Annotated in this window: 13 protein-coding genes; 8 read left to right on the plus strand and 5 right to left on the minus strand. The window is 61.1% G+C overall.

Going from position 1 to position 18,148, the window contains the following annotated elements; translation table 11 throughout:
* Positions 1-53: 53 nt before the first annotated feature.
* Together CIT31_RS12640 and asnB are read left to right on the plus strand one after the other, a co-directional pair.
* Entirely contained in the window at positions 54-1,295 is a 1,242-nt protein-coding gene (locus CIT31_RS12640; RefSeq protein ID WP_095518843.1) for a glycoside hydrolase family 5 protein, read from the plus strand.
* A 269-nt stretch (positions 1,296-1,564) separates the two neighbouring features.
* Entirely contained in the window at positions 1,565-3,454 is a 1,890-nt protein-coding gene (gene asnB, locus CIT31_RS12645) for an asparagine synthase (glutamine-hydrolyzing) (RefSeq protein ID WP_095519357.1), read from the plus strand.
* A gap of 98 nt (positions 3,455-3,552) precedes the next feature.
* On the opposite strand, the gene CIT31_RS12650 is transcribed toward asnB, so the two are convergent.
* Positions 3,553-4,671, minus strand: coding sequence for a glycosyltransferase family 4 protein (locus CIT31_RS12650; RefSeq protein WP_245316210.1), 1,119 nt, complete (start codon positions 4,669-4,671; stop codon positions 3,553-3,555).
* A 152-nt stretch (positions 4,672-4,823) separates the two neighbouring features.
* Here CIT31_RS12650 and CIT31_RS12655 point away from each other — a divergent pair, with 152 nt between their 5' ends.
* The gene (locus tag CIT31_RS12655; RefSeq protein WP_095518844.1) at positions 4,824-6,263 is read left to right on the plus strand and encodes a lipopolysaccharide biosynthesis protein; all 1,440 of its coding nucleotides are present in this window, start codon (positions 4,824-4,826) and stop codon (positions 6,261-6,263) included.
* A gap of 94 nt (positions 6,264-6,357) precedes the next feature.
* Here the strand turns inward: CIT31_RS12655 and CIT31_RS12660 are convergent, their stop codons facing one another.
* From CIT31_RS12660 to wecB, 3 genes are read right to left on the minus strand one after another with little or no spacing between them, the layout of a single operon-like run.
* Positions 6,358-7,161, minus strand: coding sequence for a WecB/TagA/CpsF family glycosyltransferase (locus CIT31_RS12660; protein WP_095518845.1), 804 nt, complete (start codon positions 7,159-7,161; stop codon positions 6,358-6,360).
* On the minus strand, positions 7,158-8,495 hold the full coding sequence (gene wecC / locus CIT31_RS12665) for a UDP-N-acetyl-D-mannosamine dehydrogenase (RefSeq protein WP_095518846.1): 1,338 nt from the start codon (positions 8,493-8,495) through the stop codon (positions 7,158-7,160). The genes CIT31_RS12660 and wecC overlap by 4 nt, the downstream gene beginning before the upstream one ends.
* Complete coding sequence (gene wecB, locus CIT31_RS12670) at positions 8,488-9,642, minus strand: non-hydrolyzing UDP-N-acetylglucosamine 2-epimerase (protein WP_095518847.1); 1,155 nt, start codon at positions 9,640-9,642, stop codon at positions 8,488-8,490. The genes wecC and wecB overlap by 8 nt, the downstream gene beginning before the upstream one ends.
* A gap of 470 nt (positions 9,643-10,112) precedes the next feature.
* Between wecB and CIT31_RS12675 the strand changes: the two genes are divergently transcribed.
* A complete protein-coding gene (locus tag CIT31_RS12675; protein ID WP_245316212.1) occupies positions 10,113-11,285 on the plus strand; it encodes a glucosamine inositolphosphorylceramide transferase family protein in 1,173 nt (390 codons plus the stop codon).
* 17 nt (positions 11,286-11,302) lie between these two features.
* On the opposite strand, the gene CIT31_RS12680 is transcribed toward CIT31_RS12675, so the two are convergent.
* Complete coding sequence (locus tag CIT31_RS12680; RefSeq protein ID WP_206073357.1) at positions 11,303-12,616, minus strand: VpsF family polysaccharide biosynthesis protein; 1,314 nt, start codon at positions 12,614-12,616, stop codon at positions 11,303-11,305.
* Between the two features lie 171 nt (positions 12,617-12,787).
* Between CIT31_RS12680 and CIT31_RS12685 the strand changes: the two genes are divergently transcribed.
* The 4 genes from CIT31_RS12685 (at position 12,788) to CIT31_RS12700 (ending at position 18,144) form a co-directional block, all read left to right on the plus strand.
* Positions 12,788-14,353, plus strand: a complete 1,566-nt coding sequence (locus CIT31_RS12685; RefSeq protein WP_095518849.1) for a GumC family protein — start codon at positions 12,788-12,790, stop codon at positions 14,351-14,353.
* 8 nt (positions 14,354-14,361) lie between these two features.
* Positions 14,362-15,468: a glycosyltransferase gene (locus tag CIT31_RS12690; RefSeq protein ID WP_095518850.1), complete on the plus strand. Its 1,107-nt coding sequence runs from the start codon at positions 14,362-14,364 to the stop codon at positions 15,466-15,468.
* 206 nt (positions 15,469-15,674) lie between these two features.
* Positions 15,675-16,907: a mannonate dehydratase gene (gene uxuA / locus CIT31_RS12695; protein WP_095518851.1), complete on the plus strand. Its 1,233-nt coding sequence runs from the start codon at positions 15,675-15,677 to the stop codon at positions 16,905-16,907.
* 259 nt (positions 16,908-17,166) lie between these two features.
* Positions 17,167-18,144, plus strand: a complete 978-nt coding sequence (locus tag CIT31_RS12700) for a tripartite tricarboxylate transporter substrate-binding protein (protein ID WP_095518852.1) — start codon at positions 17,167-17,169, stop codon at positions 18,142-18,144.
* The last annotated feature ends 4 nt before the right edge of the window (positions 18,145-18,148 follow it).

An 18,148-nucleotide genomic window follows, 5' to 3' on the forward strand; every position in this document is an offset into this window, starting at 1 on the left:
CTCCTTTTCCGATCCTGCGGTTAATATCTCCGACCATGATGCGGAGAGTGGCGATGAGAAGGATGGCGTGGGTTGCAGCGTGGGTGCTCGGCATGGCGATAGCCGCCAACGCTGCGCCGATCCAGCTCCAGCGCGGCGTCGGCGTGCATGAATGGCTCAACTGGTCGCCGGTCGAGGACGATGGATCCTACAGTTGGCCGCCCTATCGCAGCGAGGAGGAGTGGCGCGCTGGACATAGGCCGCTCACCGATTGGCCGGGTGGCGAAGTGTTTGCGCGCATTCGGTCGATGGGCTTCGACTTCGTCCGGCTGAGCGTCGACCCCGGCCCTCTGCTTGCCAGCGAGGGCGCCAAACGGCAGCAGGCGCTGGACATACTTGCCGCAGCGGTCGAGCGGGTCACGTCGGCCGGCCTCAAGGTGGTTTTCGACCTGCACGGCGTCACCCAGGTTCCGGCCTACAGCATGGAGATGATCTATGACGGTGCCGACAGCGAAGGCGCTGCCAGCTATCGCGAAATGGTTGTGGCGGTCGCCACCATGCTGGCCAGGGTTGGCACCGACAAGGTAGCCTTCGAGCCTTACAACGAGCCGGCATACTACCCCTGTGATTCGAGCGGCAGCGATGACTGGCAGCGGATCATGGCAGACACGGTCCGCGATATTCGCGCAGTCAGCAGCGAACTCACCATCGTCGCAACAGGCGCCTGTGGCGGCAGCATTGCCGGGCTGGTCAATCTCACCCCGGGCTTTGACGATCCGAACCTCTACTACAGCTTCCATATGTACGAGCCGCACAGTTTCACGCACCAGCGGCCCGACGGGACAGGCGCCTTCGCCTCGGGCCTGCCCTGGCCGGCCGACAGCAGTACGCCCGAAAAGGTGGCCGAAACCCTTAAGGCGCAGATGGACGCCGCCGGCCTGAGCCCGGTCGAGCAAACGATGAACATGGTCGCGGCGCGTGAAGCATTCGCCCGATATTTCGAGCACAATTGGGGCTCGAGCCAACTCGAGGCGAGCTTCCGTCAGGCGGTCGACTGGGCGGAGGCGCATGGCATTCCAAGCCGACGGCTCTTCATGGGTGAATTCGGTGTGATCCTCATGTCTGCGGACGGCCGCATGGGCGCATTCGACGCCGACCGTCTGCGCTATCTCAAGGCGGTGCGCCAGCAGGCGGAACGCTTCGCGATACCATGGTCTGTCTGGGAATTCTCCAATCCCTATGGGATGACCGTTATCCGGCCCGAAGGGCCTGCGGTCCCGGACCAGGAGATGTTGCGGGCACTGGGCCTGCCGTAGCCATGCGCCTCTTGACGGATGAGCAGCCGGGCGGCAACGCCAATCCTGTCCCGCCACAAGCTAGTGATCAATCACGCGACGGCAAGAGCTGCCGTCTCCGCGGCAACCGTCGGTGGCACGTCATTCAGGACCAGAACCTGATCGAACCGGTCAAGCCCGCCTTTGAAACACCTTGGCGGCTTTCTCCGCGATCCGGTTCGTCGGCAACCAAGTGTTTAATACATTCGTCGTAAACAGCGTCGCGAACACGCGCGCCCAGGGAAGAGATGATGTGCGGAATTGCCGGCTGGATCGGGCCGAGAGTCGAGAACCCACAATATCGGGCCGCCGGAATGTCCAACGCATTGCGGCATCGTGGCCCCGATGCCGAAGGCACCGAGTTCTTGGACTTGAACACCGGCGGGAACCAATTGGCATTGGTGCATCGCCGCCTGGCGATTATTGACTTAAACGCCGATTCAAATCAGCCGATGCATATCGACGACGGCCGTCTCAGAATTATTTTCAACGGCGAAATATACAACTATATCGAGTTGCGCCAGGAACTGATCGGCCTCGGTCATCATTTTCGAACGCGCTCCGATACCGAGGTGCTGCTCAGAGCTTATGATCAGTGGCACTTGTCCGTCTTTGACCGATTGAGCGGCATGTTCGCTTTTGCGCTCTGGGATGCTCAGAGGCACGAATTGATCCTCGGCCGCGATCCCTTCGGCAAAAAGCCCCTTTACCTTATGGAAAGCGAAAAATTGCTGTCGTTTGCCTCGGAGATCAACGCGTTGTTGTCATCGCAGCCAAACGCGCAGCAGCTCGATCTGGACGCTGTGCACGAGTATCTGCGCTGGCGTTACGTGCCTGGACCGCGCACGCTTTTTAAACAAATCCGCAAACTCAACCCCGGAAGCTATGCCGTTTGGTCGCAAGGGACCGTGACGGAAACGCGCTATTATACGCCTCCAGATCAAACCGATCTGACCGAGGACATCGACGACGAAACCGCCAAGCGGCGATTTCTGGAACTGCTCGACCATTCCGTCGAGATCAGAATGCGCAGCGATGCACCCTTTGGCGCCTTTCTCTCCGGAGGCCTCGACTCGTCAGCGATCGTTGCCCTGATGACCAAGCACAGCGACAAGCCAATTCGTACATTTTCGGTCGGCTTCAGCGAACCGGCTTACAGTGAACTTCCATTCGCCCGACGCGTCGCCGATCATTTCAAGACCGATCATTGCGAACTGGTCATTGAGGCGGACGACCTGATTGACCACCTGCCCAAGTTGATTCGCCATCTGGGGGCGCCTGTTTCACAAAGTTCGGACATTCCAATTTACCTGATGTCGGAGCGAGCCTCGCAGGACGTCAAGATGGTGCTCACAGGGGAAGGGGCAGACGAGATTCTCGGCGGGTATCCCAAACATCGCGCGGAGTCACTGGCTGGAATCTACCGGTCGCTCGTTCCAGCCTTGCTCCACAACAACGTCCTCGCCCCTCTGATACGCGCCATGCCTGGCGCATCGGCCAAGTTCGATACATTTGCCCGAAGCGCGGGCGAAAGGGACTTTGCCACTCGGATGATCTTCTGGTTTGGGGCCATGACAGCGCGGGAACACGGTCGCCTCATCGGTGCGCCGGCCAATTGCCTCAATGAACGCAACGACTTCCCGTTCTCCTCAAGCGCGAAGGCATCCCATCTTCGCCGCGCGCTATTTTTCGATCAGACATCGTGGTTGCCTGACAATCTCTTGGAACGAGGCGACCGGATGATGATGGCCGGTTCAATCGAAGGAAGAATGCCGTTCCTCGATCGCGATCTGGTTGCGTTCGTCAGCAAATTGCCCGATCGCTACAAGGTGGGTTGGCGGAAGGGTAAGCTGATCTTGCGCAACAGCATGGCCAACATGCTTCCTGAGGAAATTCTCAACCGCCCCAAGGTCGGGTTCAAGGTGCCCGTCGCCGAATGGTTTCGCGGGTCAATGAGGAACTACGTGGACGACCATCTTTGCTCCTCTCAGTCCGTCATTCGCAGCTATTTGAGCGCCAAACACCTTGATCAAATCGTCTCGGAGCATACCAGCGGTGCCGCAGACCACGAAAAGCTAATTTGGGCGCTGTTGAATTTGGAGATATTCCATCGCGAATTTGAGCTTGGAGCGCCGCAGTGACGCCAATGGGATCGATATTGCGCTCGACCCGCAGCTGCTCGTCTTAGGCTCACCTGCGCGGCGCGCAAGCTCAGCGTCCACGTTTACATAGGATGGCGTCAGCGCTTGACCGATTGAGCTTTTAACGCGACCGACCTCCAGACGTCGCAGATCGCGCCGACGAAAGGTACGAGCTCAAGCCGTTCCCGATGCACGGCCATCGCGGCAGCACCAAGCCTGGCTCTCAATGCGGGATTTTCGACCAGCCGTGTCAGCGCCTCGGTCAACGCCGCAACATCGCCGGGCGGCACCAGCAACCCGGATTGCTCGTTGGCGATGATGTCCTCCACGGCGCCGACAGGCGTCGTCACTACCGCGAGACCTGCAGCCATGCCTTCGATGACCGAGACGGGCAGATTTTCGGCAAAGGAGGGCAGCACCAGAATGTCCGCCGAAGCGATCAGCGACGCGACCTCGTCAGGCCCGACCCAGCCAGGAAGGGTAACGCGCTCGGCAAGGCCCAGTTCGGCCGTTCTCATCCGTGCCGCCTCGACGTCGCCATCGCCGGCGATCGTGGCGCGCCAACTCTTGATCGGCTCCATGCAGTGCAGCGCATCCAGCAATTGCGGGACGCCCTTGCGGTCGCCGATGCGGCCAAGGAACAGGAGATGCACATGGTCGCCGCCACCGACATGCGCCAAGGATGGAACCGCCGTGGCGTTGGGAACGATGACAATCTTGTCGGCCGCCCCCGGTGCCCGGCTGGCGACGAAGTCGCGCCAAAGCCTGCCCAAGACGATCACCCGACCGGCACGCTCGAACAGAGCTTCGATGCGGCGGCCCATGAAGCTGCGATCGTCTTTCCAGAATGTCTCATACTGCGCCCCATGCAAATGCAGGACATAGGGTATCGACAGCAGCCGTGCGCAGGCGGCGATCACCATCTTGCGATAGGTGCTGCCGGAAACCGATATGTTGATGTGAATGACATCGGCGCGCTTCGCCAAACGCGCCGCGAGCATCCGCAAGCAAAAGTCAAACATATAGAAGATCGAAAACGCGACATGCCCCGAGCCGCGGCTGGCAAGGAAGCGTACATCGATGTCGGCGATCTCCTGCCGCTCGAACTCCTGCTTCAGCGCCCCCATGATGCGGTCGATACCACCCTGCCCCGAAACGCCCGAAGGCGTCGCGACAAGGACATGGACTTTTGGATTGTGGACCGGACGCTGCAACATGACTCCATTCGGAACGACAAGGCAAAGGTTTCAAACAAGGTTTACGACGAATCCGTTAGTTCAAACTGAATCTGTTCACCCTTTGCCGTCATCGCACTGGATTTTCCGCCGGTCGACGGTTAATCGAAGGTGAATTTTCCGGGGACAACTCTTTGCTGCTGCGCTCCACGCTCATCTATGCCCCGGCGATCCTGCTGACGCGGATTTCCGCGCTGCTCCTGCTGGTCATCGTGACGCGGCTGATCGATCAGACCGAGTATGGCCTGCTGACCCTGGTGGTGACCGTGGGCGAAATGACAGACATTGCCGTCACCAACTGGCTGCGCATCGCTTTGCTCAGGCTTGGGGGCAAAGGCGACGTCAGCCGTGGCAGCCTGATGCTGGCCGGGCGGGTGTTGCTTGCCAGCACGGTCCTGGCGCTGATCATATCCGTGGCCGCCTCCGCAGTGATCGTGCCGGAGCGCTGGGTCGAGTTCGCGATCGCAGTCTGCAGCTACCTGATCGCCGGTTCCATCGGCCGCTTCGCGTTGACGGTGCTGCAGATGCAGCAGCGTCATTCGGTCTATTCGACCCTCGAGTTCCTGCGCGCCGTGCTGCAACTCGCGCTGCCGATCGGTGCCATCGTCATGTTTCAAGATTCATTTCTGACGGTATCGCTCGGCTCGAGCCTCGGCGTGCTGATTGCCGGTATCGTGGCAGGCATCATGGCATCCCGACGCGTCGTTGCCGGTCCGCCACGCTTCACCCAAAAGGAGTTCTTCCTCCTCGGCTTGCCCCTGGTCATCATGGCGCTGGTAGGCTTCGGCCTGCACAGCGCCGAGCGTGTGTTCCTCAAGATCTATTACGATGCCGGCGCAGTGGCGATCTTCGCCGCAGCCTATGCACTGGCCCGCCAGCCCATTGATATGGTCGCCAATTCCATCAACATGGGCGCCTTTCCCGAGGTGGTCAGCCGGTTCGACGACGACGGTCCTGCGGCATCGGGCCAGCTGCTGTCGCAATTGATGGCCTTGATGATGCGCCTTTGCCTGCCGGTCGCAGCGATGCTGGTCGCACTCAGCAGCGATATCACGCAGCTCCTGCTGCCCTCCGAATATCACGGCCGTTTCGGCCTGCTCTTTCCGATCATCGCCTTCAGCGTGCTGTGTGCCAATCTCGCCAGCTTCGTCTATGGCACCGTGGTGCACGCGCACAAGCGGCCGTGGCTGCTGATCATCGCCAATTCCTTCGGCTCGGTGGCGACAATCGCACTGTCCGTGCTGTTGATCCCTCCGATGGCGGAGGTCGGCGCTGCTTTGGCGCTGGCGGGCGGATCGCTCGCAGGACTTTTAGCCTGCATCATCATCAGCGAACGGCTCACGCCGGTGCCGGTGCCATGGCGCGACATCGGCGTTTCGATCGTCATTTCGGTCTGCACGGGGCTGGCCGCCAGTCTTGCCAGCGCTCTTCTCGGCGATATGCCGGCCATCTTCTCGCTCGTCGCGGGCGGCACCGCTGGCGCAGTGGTTTTCTTCGGGCTGACCTGGCTGTTCTATCCTGCCGCCGCGATGCAATTCATAGCCAAGCTGCGGGCGCGGCTACGGCTCGCATAGACCCGTGCCGTAGTCCTAGAAAAAGCGGTTCCGACTTCGGGCCAAGGCTGTAGCCCCAGGGGCCGCCCGCTTGTTGGGGGCAATCGTTACTTACTTATAGATCGACCTTTCGGCGTCCCCGACGGCCCCATAACTCCCGGCACAGCAGCGCTGCGTAGGCAGTGTTGGTGTCATAGTAGCGGCGCCACAAGCGTCGCGGCTCCTGTGCCACGCGAAACAACCACTCCAGACCGGCCGCTTGAACCAGTTTTGGCGCCCGGGCAACCTTGCCGCCATAGACGTCGAAACTGCCGCCCACGCCCATGACGAAACTCGGAGTGAGTTCGTCACGATAGCGCTTGAGAAAGCGCTCCTTGCGCGGCGTCGGCATCGCCACCAACAGGCAGTCGGCGCCCGAGGCGTTGATCGCCTCGACGATGCCGGCCTCGTCTTCCGGCTTGAAATAACCATTGCGCATGCCGGCGACGACGAGACCCGGATGATCCCTGGCAAGTCGCATCCTAACCGCATCGAGAACGGATTGTTCTGCGCCCAGGAGGAAGAGCCTGTAGCCCCGCGTGTCGCAGAGGCTCAGCAGATTGATCATGATGTCGACACCCGCTACTCGCTCCGGAAGCGCGACGCCGCAAAGACGCGCCCCCCAAAGCACGCCGATGCCGTCGACGTTGACTACATCCGCCGTTGCCACGTCCTCGTGCAGTTCGGCGTTGTTGCGCATGTTCACAAGCTTGGCGACATTCACGACCACATGATGCAGCGGCCGCCGCAGGGTCATCGCCTCATCGGCGATGGCCAGCGTCTCGGCCATGGTCAGCGCATGGATCGGCGCGCCAAGGAATTCCCGGCGCCGTGACGCCAATAGGCGATGCTGCGCCCATGCTGGGTCGTGCGCGTTCATGCGGCCTCCTCGGCACTTGCAGGAAGTGCCAGGTGTTCGAGCGCTGATTTCTTGCCTTCGATGCGGGCGTCGGGCTTGCGTGCTTTGCGCCAGGTCCACAAACCCCTTGTGTCGACGAGCTTCTTGTCCTTGAGCGCTTCGGGATCAACCAGATTAAACTGCCGATGGTCGACCAGCAGGACGACGATATCGCACTGGTCGACGGCGGAAAGCGCATCGGTGAAGACGATGCCTTTACCCTCGAGTTCAGGCGGCAGCCTATTTGTGTTGGGTTCGGCCGCGATGATCTTCAGGTTGGGAATATCTGACAAAAGCTTCACCACCTCAACAGCCGGACTCTCGCGCATATCGTCGATATTGGCTTTGAAGCTGAGGCCAAGACAAGCGATCGTCTGCTTGCGGGAAGGATCGAGCAAGGCTTCTATATCTCTGACCACCGACAAGGGACGCTCGGAATTGATCCGGCGTGCCGAAGCCATCAGCCGCGTGCTGTTAGGCGCGGCATCGATGATAAAATACGGATCGACCGCGATGCAGTGGCCGCCGACGCCCGGGCTCGGCTGCAGGATATTCACGCGGGGATGCCGGTTAGCGAGATCGATCACCTCCCAAACGTTGAGCGACAGATCCTGGCACACTGCCGCAAGCTCGTTGGCAAAGGCGATATTGACGTCGCGGAACGCGTTCTCGGTCAGCTTCACCAGTTCCGCGCTTTCGGCCTGGGTCGTGAACAGGTCGCCGGCAACAAAGGTCGAATAGAGTGCTGCGGTGCGTTCCGACGACTTGCGCGACAGTCCGCCGATCGACCGATCGTTGTTGATCAACTCGGTAAGGACCTTTCCCGGCAACACGCGCTCGGGCGAATAGGCGACCAGGACATCGGCGTCTTCGCCATGCACCAGAGGAAATTTGAGATCGGGCCGCAATTCGGCAAGCAGTCCCGTCATGATGCGCGTCGTGCCGACCGGGGATGTCGATTCCAGCACCACAAGGTCTCCCCGCTTCAGCACGGAGGCGATGCTTCGTGCCGCCGCGAGCACATAGCTCACGTCAGGCTTGTGGTCCTCGGTCATCGGCGTCGGCACTGCGATGACAAACGCGTCCGCCGGCTGCGGCGTACTGAATGCCCTAAGCTTGCCGTTGGCTACAACCTTCTGGATCAAACCATCGAGGTCCGGCTCGACGATGTGGATTTCGCCGCGATTGACCTTCTCGACCACCGCTTCGTTGACGTCGACACCAATGACGTCGAGCCCTCGACTGGCGAAGATGGCACAGGTCGGCAGGCCGATATAGCCCATGCCGATAACGGAAACGGTTTTGATCTCAGCCATGATACAGCAATTCCTCAACGATCCGGTTACCGGCCCGGCCATCGCCATACGGGTTGTGTCGTTCCGCCATGCCGCGATAGGCAGCCTGATCGTCGAGCAGGCTGTTGGCATTGGACAGGATTTTTTGGATATCGGTGCCGACGAGACGGGCGGTACCCGCCGCAATCCCCTCGGGCCGCTCGGTATTCTCTCGCATCACCAGCACCGGCTTGCCGAGCGATGGCGCTTCTTCCTGCACGCCGCCGCTATCGGTCAGCACCAGGTAGCTCTGCTTCTGCAGGAACAGGAACGGCAGATAGTCCTGCGGGTCGACCAGGTGAATATTCGGCACGCCACCCAGTTCTGCGTTGACCACCGAGCGCACGTTGGGATTGGGATGGACCGGATAGACGATCTGCACGTCCTCGCGTATCGCCAACCCCTTCAGCGCCGTGCAGATGCGATGGATGCCGCCGTCGAAATTCTCACGGCGATGGCCGGTGACCAGGATCATTTTCTTGGCGGGATCGAGAAACGGGAAATGGGCGGCGAGCTTGGCGCTCATCGACTTGTCGGCGTCGATCGCGCCGGAAAAATGCAACAGCGTGTCGATCACCGTGTTGCCGGTCACGAAGATGGTGTTCGCAGCCTTTCCTTCGGCGATGAGATTGTCGCGCGCCTGGATGGTCGGCGCGAAATGCCACGTCGCTATGTCGCCGGCAATCTTGCGGTTCAGTTCCTCTGGAAAGGGTGAGTTGATATCGTGGCTGCGCAATCCTGCCTCGATATGGGCTACCGGGATGCGCTTGTAGAAAGCAGCCAGAGCCGCAGTCATCGCCGTGGTCGTGTCGCCTTGCACGAGGACGATATCGGGCTTCGCCTTCTCCAGCACTTCGGCCATGCCCAGCAGCACGCGCGAGGTGACGTCGAACAATGTCTGGCCGGGCTGCATGATGTTGAGGTCGTGATGCACCGGCAGGCCGGTCAGTTCGATGACCTGCTCGACCATCTCGCGATGCTGGCCGGTGATGCATGTCTCGGTAACAAAACCCGGATGGGCAAGCGCGGCACGCACCACCGGAAAGCATTTGAGCGCCTCCGGCCTCGTGCCGAAGACGATCAGCAATTTTTGCCTGACCGGCAGTTTCGGATGTGAAAGGACGTTCATTGCTGATCCTGGTCGCCAGAAGGCGTCGCGGCCGGCTGATTATTCGCCACAGGAGCTATACTAGCTGCAGAAGCCGCCTCCGTGACCTTAAATCTTAATATATGATTAATAGCCAAGCCCGCGTTCTCCCCGGTAACTCTTATGAAAGCCTAAACCGATAGGTATCCTGGCAGAGTAGTCTTGAAAAAGAACATATTCGATTGACTAATATTTTAATTATCGGCCACATCGCCGGATCTCGGCGCTGGGAAAATGAGCTCCTGGTACGGTTGAACGCAGCTGGTCACGTGGTTTCGAGCTGCCGCGCGCCGACGCCTGCGCCGATCTCACGCGGACTGGATATTGTGCTGGCGATCGAGAGCCGGCGCTTCGGTCCCTCATTGGCAAGCCGCTCCGAGCCGTTGCCGTCTGGCGGTCCTGGTACAGCGGACCTCGTAATCGATCTCACCGGCACTGCCGCTCGACGAGGCATGCCTGTCCTGACGCTCGAATTTTGCGGCCACAGCACTTTCCCCGCCGGTGTGGCCGAGATGCTGGCGAGCGGGCGATTGCCCGAACTTGCCGTTCGCCTCGACGGCGTCACAGTCGCCAGGGGGCGACCGATGATCAGCGACCGGCTCTGGCAATCTCGCAGCTGCAACGACCTGCTCGCTGGGGCCATCTCGCTGGTTGCGCAAAGCGTCGCCCGTTTTTCCGCGGGCGAACTTGTGCCAGTAGTCGATAATCCGGCACCGATCCTAAGGAACGGCGGTTTTGTCCGGCATTATCTGCCCTTTTTCTGCAGGGGGTTGGTCGATCGCGCCGTGCAAAAACTCAGACTTGGAAGGCGCCCCTTTTATTGGCAGGTCGCCTATCGGCTGATCGACGGGTCAGGTGTCGCCGAAACCGGGCAACTTGACGGTAAGCCGTTCACCGTCCTCCCGGACGATGGCCAGCGATTCTATGCCGATCCATTCGTCCTCGAGCGGGATGGCCGCCACTATCTGTTTGTCGAGGAATTTCCCTACGCTACGGGTCGCGGCGTGATTTCTGTCGCCGAGCTGGGCGAAGATGGCACCTTCGGTGTGCCGAGGGTGGTACTGGAGGAAATGCACCACCTGTCGTATCCGCAGGTGTTCGCTCAGGCCGGCGAGATTTTCATGATTCCGGAAAGTGGGGCGGCGCGCGAGCTTGTGCTCTACCGCGCCGCGCAGTTTCCGGATCGCTGGGTACGCGACACCGTGCTGATGACGGACAAGGATTTCAATGACGCCACGCTGCTCGAATTGGATGGGCGCTTCTGGCTGTTGGGGACGGAGCGGTTCGGTTACGGCAGCGCGTCGGATTCGATGACGGTCTATTCCGCACCCTCGCTGCGCGGGCCGTGGGTCGCGCATGCGCTCAATCCCATCGCCGTCGATCACTCGGCCGCTCGGCCCGGCGGCGCCTTTATTCGCCAGGATGACGCCGTAGTTCTGCCGGTGCAAAACGGGTCGAAAGCCTATGGCGGCGGTCTCGGGTTGATGCGGCTGGATAGGCTTGACGACTTCGACGTCCGTTTTGCGCCGCCCCGCCCGATCGGCCCGGGGCCGGCATGGGCCCGCACGGGCATTCACACGCTTAATCGCGCAGGCAACGTCGAGGTTGTGGATAGCGCCGGCTGACGCGTCTGGAGCCTGTCTTATCCGAGCCGATCCGGTTTCGGCTCGGATGCAGCCGCAGCCGACGATGTGCTCTTCGGCCGGTTTCTATACGGCGCGTTTCTATAGGCAAGCAGCAGCACCACGATAATTGCGATCTCCGGCGATTTTGACGAGAGCGCGTTGTTCGACAGCGCAGCAAGCAGGAACGTCATGGTGCCGATCCATGCCGGCAGCGGCGCCGCGCGCAGCAGCCGAAAAATGAACCAGAATACCAGCATGATAAAGAGCACGGCTATGGGCAAACCGAAGAGCATGATGATGACCACCGGCGCGCTCTCGATGTAGGGCAGATGCAGCTTCTCGTTGACGATCGCCAGCAGGTCGTCGACGTTCATGCCAAACAGGATGTCTTTCCAGCTAACAAGTCCGAACACCTGGTAGATCGTCACCCGAGCCATGAAATTTTCGTCAAAGATCGTGTTGCCGAATCGGTTCAGCAGTCCGCCCGAAAACAGTATGGCCACCAGCACTGCGCCGGCCGCCAGGGCGAACAGCAGCACGACAGACTTGGCCTGCCGCTGATGCTTGAGGGTCAGGCGCGGCCAAGGCACGAACATCAGCAGAATGAGTGTTTCTCCGGCAGCCAGCAACAGGGCGGCGCGAGCGCCTGACGCAGCACAACCGACGAGCAATACGAAGATCGCCAGCACCCGCACCCATATGCGCCAGCGCGTCAGCGGTACGAATCCGATGACAGTGGCGCAGAGCGCGCCTAGGGCCAACGGGTGCGCCGATAGCCCGATTGGCCTGAACTGCAGTTCGTTGAGACCGTAAGGCAGAAATCGATGTTGAGTCACCGCTTCGATCGTGCCCATCACGGCACTGAGGATCACCATTCCAAGCACGACGTCGCCCAACGCCCGCCGTACTTCCGCGTTCAAGGCCAGCATCAACAGGCCTGCGGCGCCCGCCACCAGATAGGTATCGATGATGAACCCTGAGGAGCCCGCACGGCCGGTGACGAACAGATACGGCACCAGCGCGAAAATCAGCGCAGAATAGAGCAGCAAAGCCTTGAAGATTCCAATTTCGTCGCCCTGCAGCAGAAACGGCCGGCTGAAAAGAACGAACGGAAGCAGCAGAAAGATAGCATAGGTGCCGAAATGCAGTTTCTCGTAGAATGAACCACCGTCGGCCGTATAGTCGACGACCATGTTCATAATCTGCGGTGAAACCGTGAAGCGGAGCAGGAACGCCAGCGCAGCGCATAGGAAAAACAGAATCGACAGCGCGTTCTGACGGCGCGCCTGGCTGGACAGCAATCGTTCCGATGCGGCAGCGGGATAGCTCATGGCCCATCCAAATGGGGGTATTCAAGCGGCATTCTGGCCAACGAGATCCATTCAAGGGACCGCCGAACGGACGCGGCGTGTGACTCGGCAAAATATGCCAACTTGGAAAATGAGATGTTAACGATCTTTCTGTAGTGCTGGCCCGCGTAGCGAATAACAAGAGTTAGCACCATGTCCGCCGCTTCCGGCACAACCCCTCCCTCTGCAGCGGATTCCGATATCAGCGCACTCGAGCGGATCGCCAATGCACGGCGCGCCAGCAGGGCAAGGCTGCAACAGGATGCCCCCGTCATGGCACGCACCTCCGCCCCTGTCACTCCGCACACGCCCGAGCCTGTCCCGACGGTGACGCTCGACAAGATCGGCGATTTCCTTGAGCTCGATTTTCGACGCCTGTTTGTCTGGCTGCGTGCCGGGCTCGTCTTGGCATTGATGCTGGCAGTGGCCGGCGGCGTCATCGGCGCCGCCTATGGGTTGCTGAGCAAACAGCGTTATACCGTTACGACAGAAATCCTCATCAATCCTGCCAATTTGCAGGTTGTGGAAAACGATCTCTACTCGCAACCGGGCCAGGTCGACAGCCAAATACTTAACGCGCGCAGCAAGCAGCGCATCTTGACCTCGGGCAACGTGCTTGCACGGGTAGTGGACGAACTCGGTCTAGCCAGGGATCCGGAGTTTTTCGACCCGGACCAGAGCTCCTCCACGTCTGGTGCTGCAGCGAGTGGCGCCAAGTCCGATCCGAAGCTTATCGCCCAGAAAAGCCTGGCGGAGCGGGTCAGCGTCGCTGCAGATGAAACGTCGTTCGTCACAACCCTCTCGGTATCGGCAGAAACCACCGGCAAGGCGATCCTGATCTCGCAAGCCATAGTGAAGGCTTTCCAGGACGAACTGGCCAAGGCCGAAGCTGCTGGTGCCAGCCGTGCCGCAGCTGCTCTTGAGGGCCGGCTCGGCCAACTCAAGCGCGACGTGCAGGCGGCCGAAGAGAAGGTCGAGAGCTACAGGCGCAGTCACAACCTGTCCTCCAGCAATGGCCAGCTTGTCAGTTCGCAGACGATGACGCAGCTCAATAGTGAAATTGGAGAGGCGCAATCGCGCGTCATCGCAGCGCAGGCAAGTTACCACGCCTTGGTTGCCGCCGGTGTCAATGGAGCCAATCCTGACCCCGCGGTTTCGGCAGCACTCGCAGCACTGCGCGACAAGGCAAATAGCCTGCGGCAGCAAATCGATTCACAATCCATGACCTTTGGTCCGCGCCACCCGACGATTGTCCGGCTTAGGACAGAATTCGAGACCGTCAGTTCTCAACTCAGGGCAGAGTTCGCCCGCACGGTCGGCACCGCAAAAGCCAACTTGGATAAGGCCAACGCCTCATTGGCTTCTCTCAGCGCCAAGATGAACGATCTGAAGAACAATGTTTTCACCGACAGCGAGTCCCAGGTCGCCCTGCGTGAACTTGAACGCGACGCCGCCTCGAGGAGGGCGGTCTATGAAAGCTTCCTGTCTCGCTCGCGCCAAATCACCGAGCGCGAGCAGATCGACACCACGAATGTACAGGTGATTTCCACCGCCGTGCCGCCACCGGGACGCTCGTGGCCGCCCCGCACCCCCCTGATGGCAGGCCTGGGAGCTTTCGCCGGCTTTGCGCTGGGCATGTTGCTGGCCATTGCCATGGGCATCGTTCGCGACATGCGCCAGCCGACGAACCGATCAGGCATCGACGTCAGCCGAGCCTGAATCCAGGCATGGCGAAGCGCATTGTTTTTCACATTGCCAGTCTCAGGGGCGGCGGCGCCGAGCGTGTCTTCGTCCTCATGGCAAATGAATTGGCATCACGTGGCCACGATGTCACGCTTTTTACCTGGAACGCTGAAGGACCCAACGCCGCGCTGCGCTCCCCCGCGGTGCATCTTGTCGATTTCGACCTTCCCATCCGGGGCGAGGGTTACGGCAAGTGGGAGACGCTGAAAGGCATCGTGCGAAGCGCACTTTTGTTCAGCCGCCTTGGTCCGCATGCGGTCTATAGCGCCCCCGAATTTGCCAATCTGGTCGTGGCGCTGGCACTTCTCTTGGCGCGAAGCCGAGCGCGGTTCTTTCCAAGCTTCCACGCGGCGGCCTCACTGCCTTCCAGCAGCCTCGGCGCGAGAATAGCGGTGTGGTTTTCCGCGTTGGTTGCAGCGCGCGCAACCAAAGCCATCGCCGTCTCAGTGGGTGTCGGCCGCGACATTGCGGCCCGCGGCTTTCCCAAATCCAAGGTTGTCGTCATCAACAATCCGCTGCCACCGGCTGCGGCGCTCCAGCAAGATTCCTATACATGGCAGACAAAGCTGGCGACGATGGGCGATGGCCCGGTCATCGCCACCGCCGGGCGCCTGGTGCCGGTCAAGGATCATCGGACCTTGCTCCAGGCCTTCGCTATCCTGCGCGCCGGCCGCCGCGCTCGGCTTGTAATCTTCGGCGAAGGTCCGCTGGCTGCCGAGTTGCGCACCTATGCCCAGGAATCCGGTACCGCCGCCGATGTGCTCTTTGCCGGCTACGTCAACGATCCCGCGGCCTGTTATGCCGCAGCCGATCTGTTCGTCCTTTCCTCGACGAGCGAGGGCTTCGGCAATGTGTTGGTCGAGGCCATGGCTGCTGGCGTCCCCGTAGTCTCCACAGATGCGCCGCATGGCCCGCGCGAGATTCTCGGTGACGGTCGTTTCGGCGCCTTGGTGCCGGTCGGCGATGCCGCGGCCCTGGCAAAGGCGATGGCTGAGATGCTGGACCACCCCACTTCTGTCGCCCTCCTGAAGAGCAGAGCAGCGGATTTCGAAGTTGAAAAGATCGGAGATTTATACGAAGCGCTGCTCTAGCCAGGAGCTTCGCGCTGGCGTTCGTTGAGGCAGCCGCTATCGCCATTCGCGTGGTTGGAGCATCGCCGTTGGCCTCCCGGGGCAGGATGGGTGTCAGGTACATCGGGATCTGATAGCAGCCCATGAAGAGGAGCAGCGGGTCGGTCACCGCGGCGGGATGCGCGGGCGTAGGACCGCATGGCGATCCTTTTTAACGGAGTGTTCGAATGAGACATGTGTGGCGTTGGTTCGGCCCGGTCGACAAGGTGACGATCGCGGATGCGCGTCAGGCCGGGGCGCAAGGCATCGTCACGGCTCTTCACCACGTTCCTCACGGCGCCGTCTGGCTGCCCGCCGAAATCGAAAGACGTCAGTGCGAAGTCGCGTCTTTGCCGGATGGAAGCGCGAGCGATCTGAACTGGGAGATTGTCGAGAGCCTGCCGGTTTCCGAAGCGATCAAGACGCAGGTCGGCGAGTGGCGCAGTCATATTGCCAACTACAAGACATCGTTGGAAAACCTGGCGCGGGCCGGCATTTCGGTCATCTGCTACAATTTCATGCCCGTGCTCGATTGGACCCGCACCGATCTTGCCTGGCGCCTGCCGCATGGCGGCACCACCATGCGTTTCGATCTGATCCACTTCGCCGCCTTCGACATCCATATCCTGAAACGCCAAGGGGCGCTCGGCGATTACACACCGGAGATCGTCTCCGAGGCGGAGCGGCGATACGCGCAGATGGATGAGGATGCGCGGAAGATTCTGGCAAGAAGCGTCAATTCCGGTCTGCCCGGCTCGACCGAAGACACGTCTCTCGACGGTCTCGCGGCTCAACTGTCAAGTTACGACCGCATCGGCGCAACAACCCTGCGCCAGCATTTCGTCGATTTCCTGGCGGAGGTCGTGCCTACGGCCGAACGCCTCGGCCTGCGTCTCTGCTGCCACCCCGATGATCCGCCGTTTCCGCTGCTCGGCCTGCCGCGCATCATGTCGACCGAGGCCGACTACAGGTACATTCTGGACGCAGTCGACAGCCCGGCCAACGGAGCGACACTGTGCACCGGATCGCTCGGCGCAAGACCGGATAATGATCTGCCCGGCATGATCGAGCGGATGGGACCAAAAATCCACTTCGCGCATCTGCGCAACGTCCGCAAGGAAGCGGCCGGCACCCCCTGCTCGTTCCACGAGGACGAGCACCTTGCCGGTGACGCCGACATGGTGGCGGTGGTGGCGGCGCTGCTCCACGAGGAAGCGCGGCGTCAGAAGGAAGGACGCCAGGACGCGGTCATCCCGATGCGTCCCGACCATGGCCAGGATATTCTCGATGACCTGACGCGTGGGGCCCAGCCCGGCTATCCGGCCATCGGGCGGCTCAAAGGATTGGCCGAACTCCGCGGCGTCGAACATGCCATTCGCAACTCGGCATCATGCAAGCGGATCTCCACCTCTACCCCATAGTCTGGAGAAGGGCGCAGGGCGGTTCGCAACCGGTGCTCGTTAAATTTGCCATCAGCCTCGACCACTGGGCGTTCCGCGGCCCGCCTCCGGCTCGATGGCACCTTTCCACCTTATTGCGCGGACTTGTGTATAATAGCAGTTTGCGGTTTGAGTCCGATTGCAATCCGCTAGCTTGCGCTAGTTATTGCTCCATCCACAGCCGGCGTTGAGAGGAACTCTAGGCAACGGTTGGGAATTTATATCCTGGGAGGAAATCACGATGAGAAAGTTCGCCGCCGCTCTGGCCGCCGCCGCAGCCGTCACGCTTTATCCGTTCGCTGCGGGCGCGCAAACCTATCCTGAACGCACCATCACTGTCGTGGTGCCGTTTTCGGCCGGCGGCCCGACCGACACGGTCACGCGCCTCGTCGCGGAAGCCATGTCGAAGGATCTCGGCCAGCAGATCATCGTCGAGAATGTCGGCGGCGCCGGCGGCACACTGGGCGCCGGTCGCGTCGCGAACGCCGAGCCGGACGGCTATACGCTGCTCCTCCACCACATCGGTATGGCGACAAGCGCCACGCTGTACCGAAAGCTCGCATACGACACGCTGAACAGCTTCGAATATGTCGGTCTCGTCACCGAGGTGCCGATGACCATCGTCGGCCGCAAGGACCTCGAGCCGACCGATCTGAAGGGGCTGGTCGACTACGCCAAGGCCAACAAGGATACCGTCACCGTTGCCAATGCCGGTATAGGCGCGGCCTCGCATCTGTGCGGTATGCTGTTCATGAGTGCGATCGGCACTCCGCTGGTCACCGTGCCCTACAAGGGCACCGGGCCGGCCATGACCGACCTTCTCGGCGGTCAGGTCGATATCATGTGCGATCAGACGACCAATACCACCAAGCAGATCCAGGGCGGCACGATCAAGGCCTACGCCGTGACCTCGCCGGAACGCCTCGATGTTTTGCCGGATCTCCCGACGACGACGGAAGCCGGTCTCCCTGAGGTGCAGGTCGGCATCTGGCATGGCCTCTACGCGCCCAAGGGCACGCCTGCCGAGGTCACCGTGCGCCTGTCGAAATCGCTTCAGGTCGCACTGAAGGACCCGAACGTCGCCGCCCGCTTCGCCGAGCTCGGCACCAAGCCGTCGTCCGACGCCGACGCGACGCCGGCCGCGCTGAAGGCCAAGCTGGAAGGCGAGATCGCGCGCTGGAAGCCGATCATCGAAGCCGCCGGCCAGTACGCCGACTGAGGTT

The sequence above is a fragment of the Mesorhizobium wenxiniae genome (assembly GCF_002284535.1).
GTDB classification, from domain to species: Bacteria; Pseudomonadota; Alphaproteobacteria; order Rhizobiales; family Rhizobiaceae; genus Mesorhizobium; species Mesorhizobium wenxiniae.

Coding starts and splice junctions, on each gene's coding strand:
- CIT31_RS12640 (WP_095518843.1), top strand. CDS start 54: ATGAGAAGGATGGCGTGGGTTGCAGCGTGGGTGCTCGGCATGGCGATA.
- asnB (WP_095519357.1), top strand. CDS start 1,565: ATGTGCGGAATTGCCGGCTGGATCGGGCCGAGAGTCGAGAACCCACAA.
- CIT31_RS12650 (WP_245316210.1), bottom strand. CDS start 4,671: ATGTTGCAGCGTCCGGTCCACAATCCAAAAGTCCATGTCCTTGTCGCG.
- CIT31_RS12660 (WP_095518845.1), bottom strand. CDS start 7,161: ATGAACGCGCACGACCCAGCATGGGCGCAGCATCGCCTATTGGCGTCA.
- wecC (WP_095518846.1), bottom strand. CDS start 8,495: ATGGCTGAGATCAAAACCGTTTCCGTTATCGGCATGGGCTATATCGGC.
- wecB (WP_095518847.1), bottom strand. CDS start 9,642: ATGAACGTCCTTTCACATCCGAAACTGCCGGTCAGGCAAAAATTGCTG.
- CIT31_RS12675 (WP_245316212.1), top strand. CDS start 10,113: ATGCCTGTCCTGACGCTCGAATTTTGCGGCCACAGCACTTTCCCCGCC.
- CIT31_RS12680 (WP_206073357.1), bottom strand. CDS start 12,616: ATGAGCTATCCCGCTGCCGCATCGGAACGATTGCTGTCCAGCCAGGCG.
- CIT31_RS12685 (WP_095518849.1), top strand. CDS start 12,788: ATGTCCGCCGCTTCCGGCACAACCCCTCCCTCTGCAGCGGATTCCGAT.
- CIT31_RS12690 (WP_095518850.1), top strand. CDS start 14,362: ATGGCGAAGCGCATTGTTTTTCACATTGCCAGTCTCAGGGGCGGCGGC.
- uxuA (WP_095518851.1), top strand. CDS start 15,675: ATGAGACATGTGTGGCGTTGGTTCGGCCCGGTCGACAAGGTGACGATC.
- CIT31_RS12700 (WP_095518852.1), top strand. CDS start 17,167: ATGAGAAAGTTCGCCGCCGCTCTGGCCGCCGCCGCAGCCGTCACGCTT.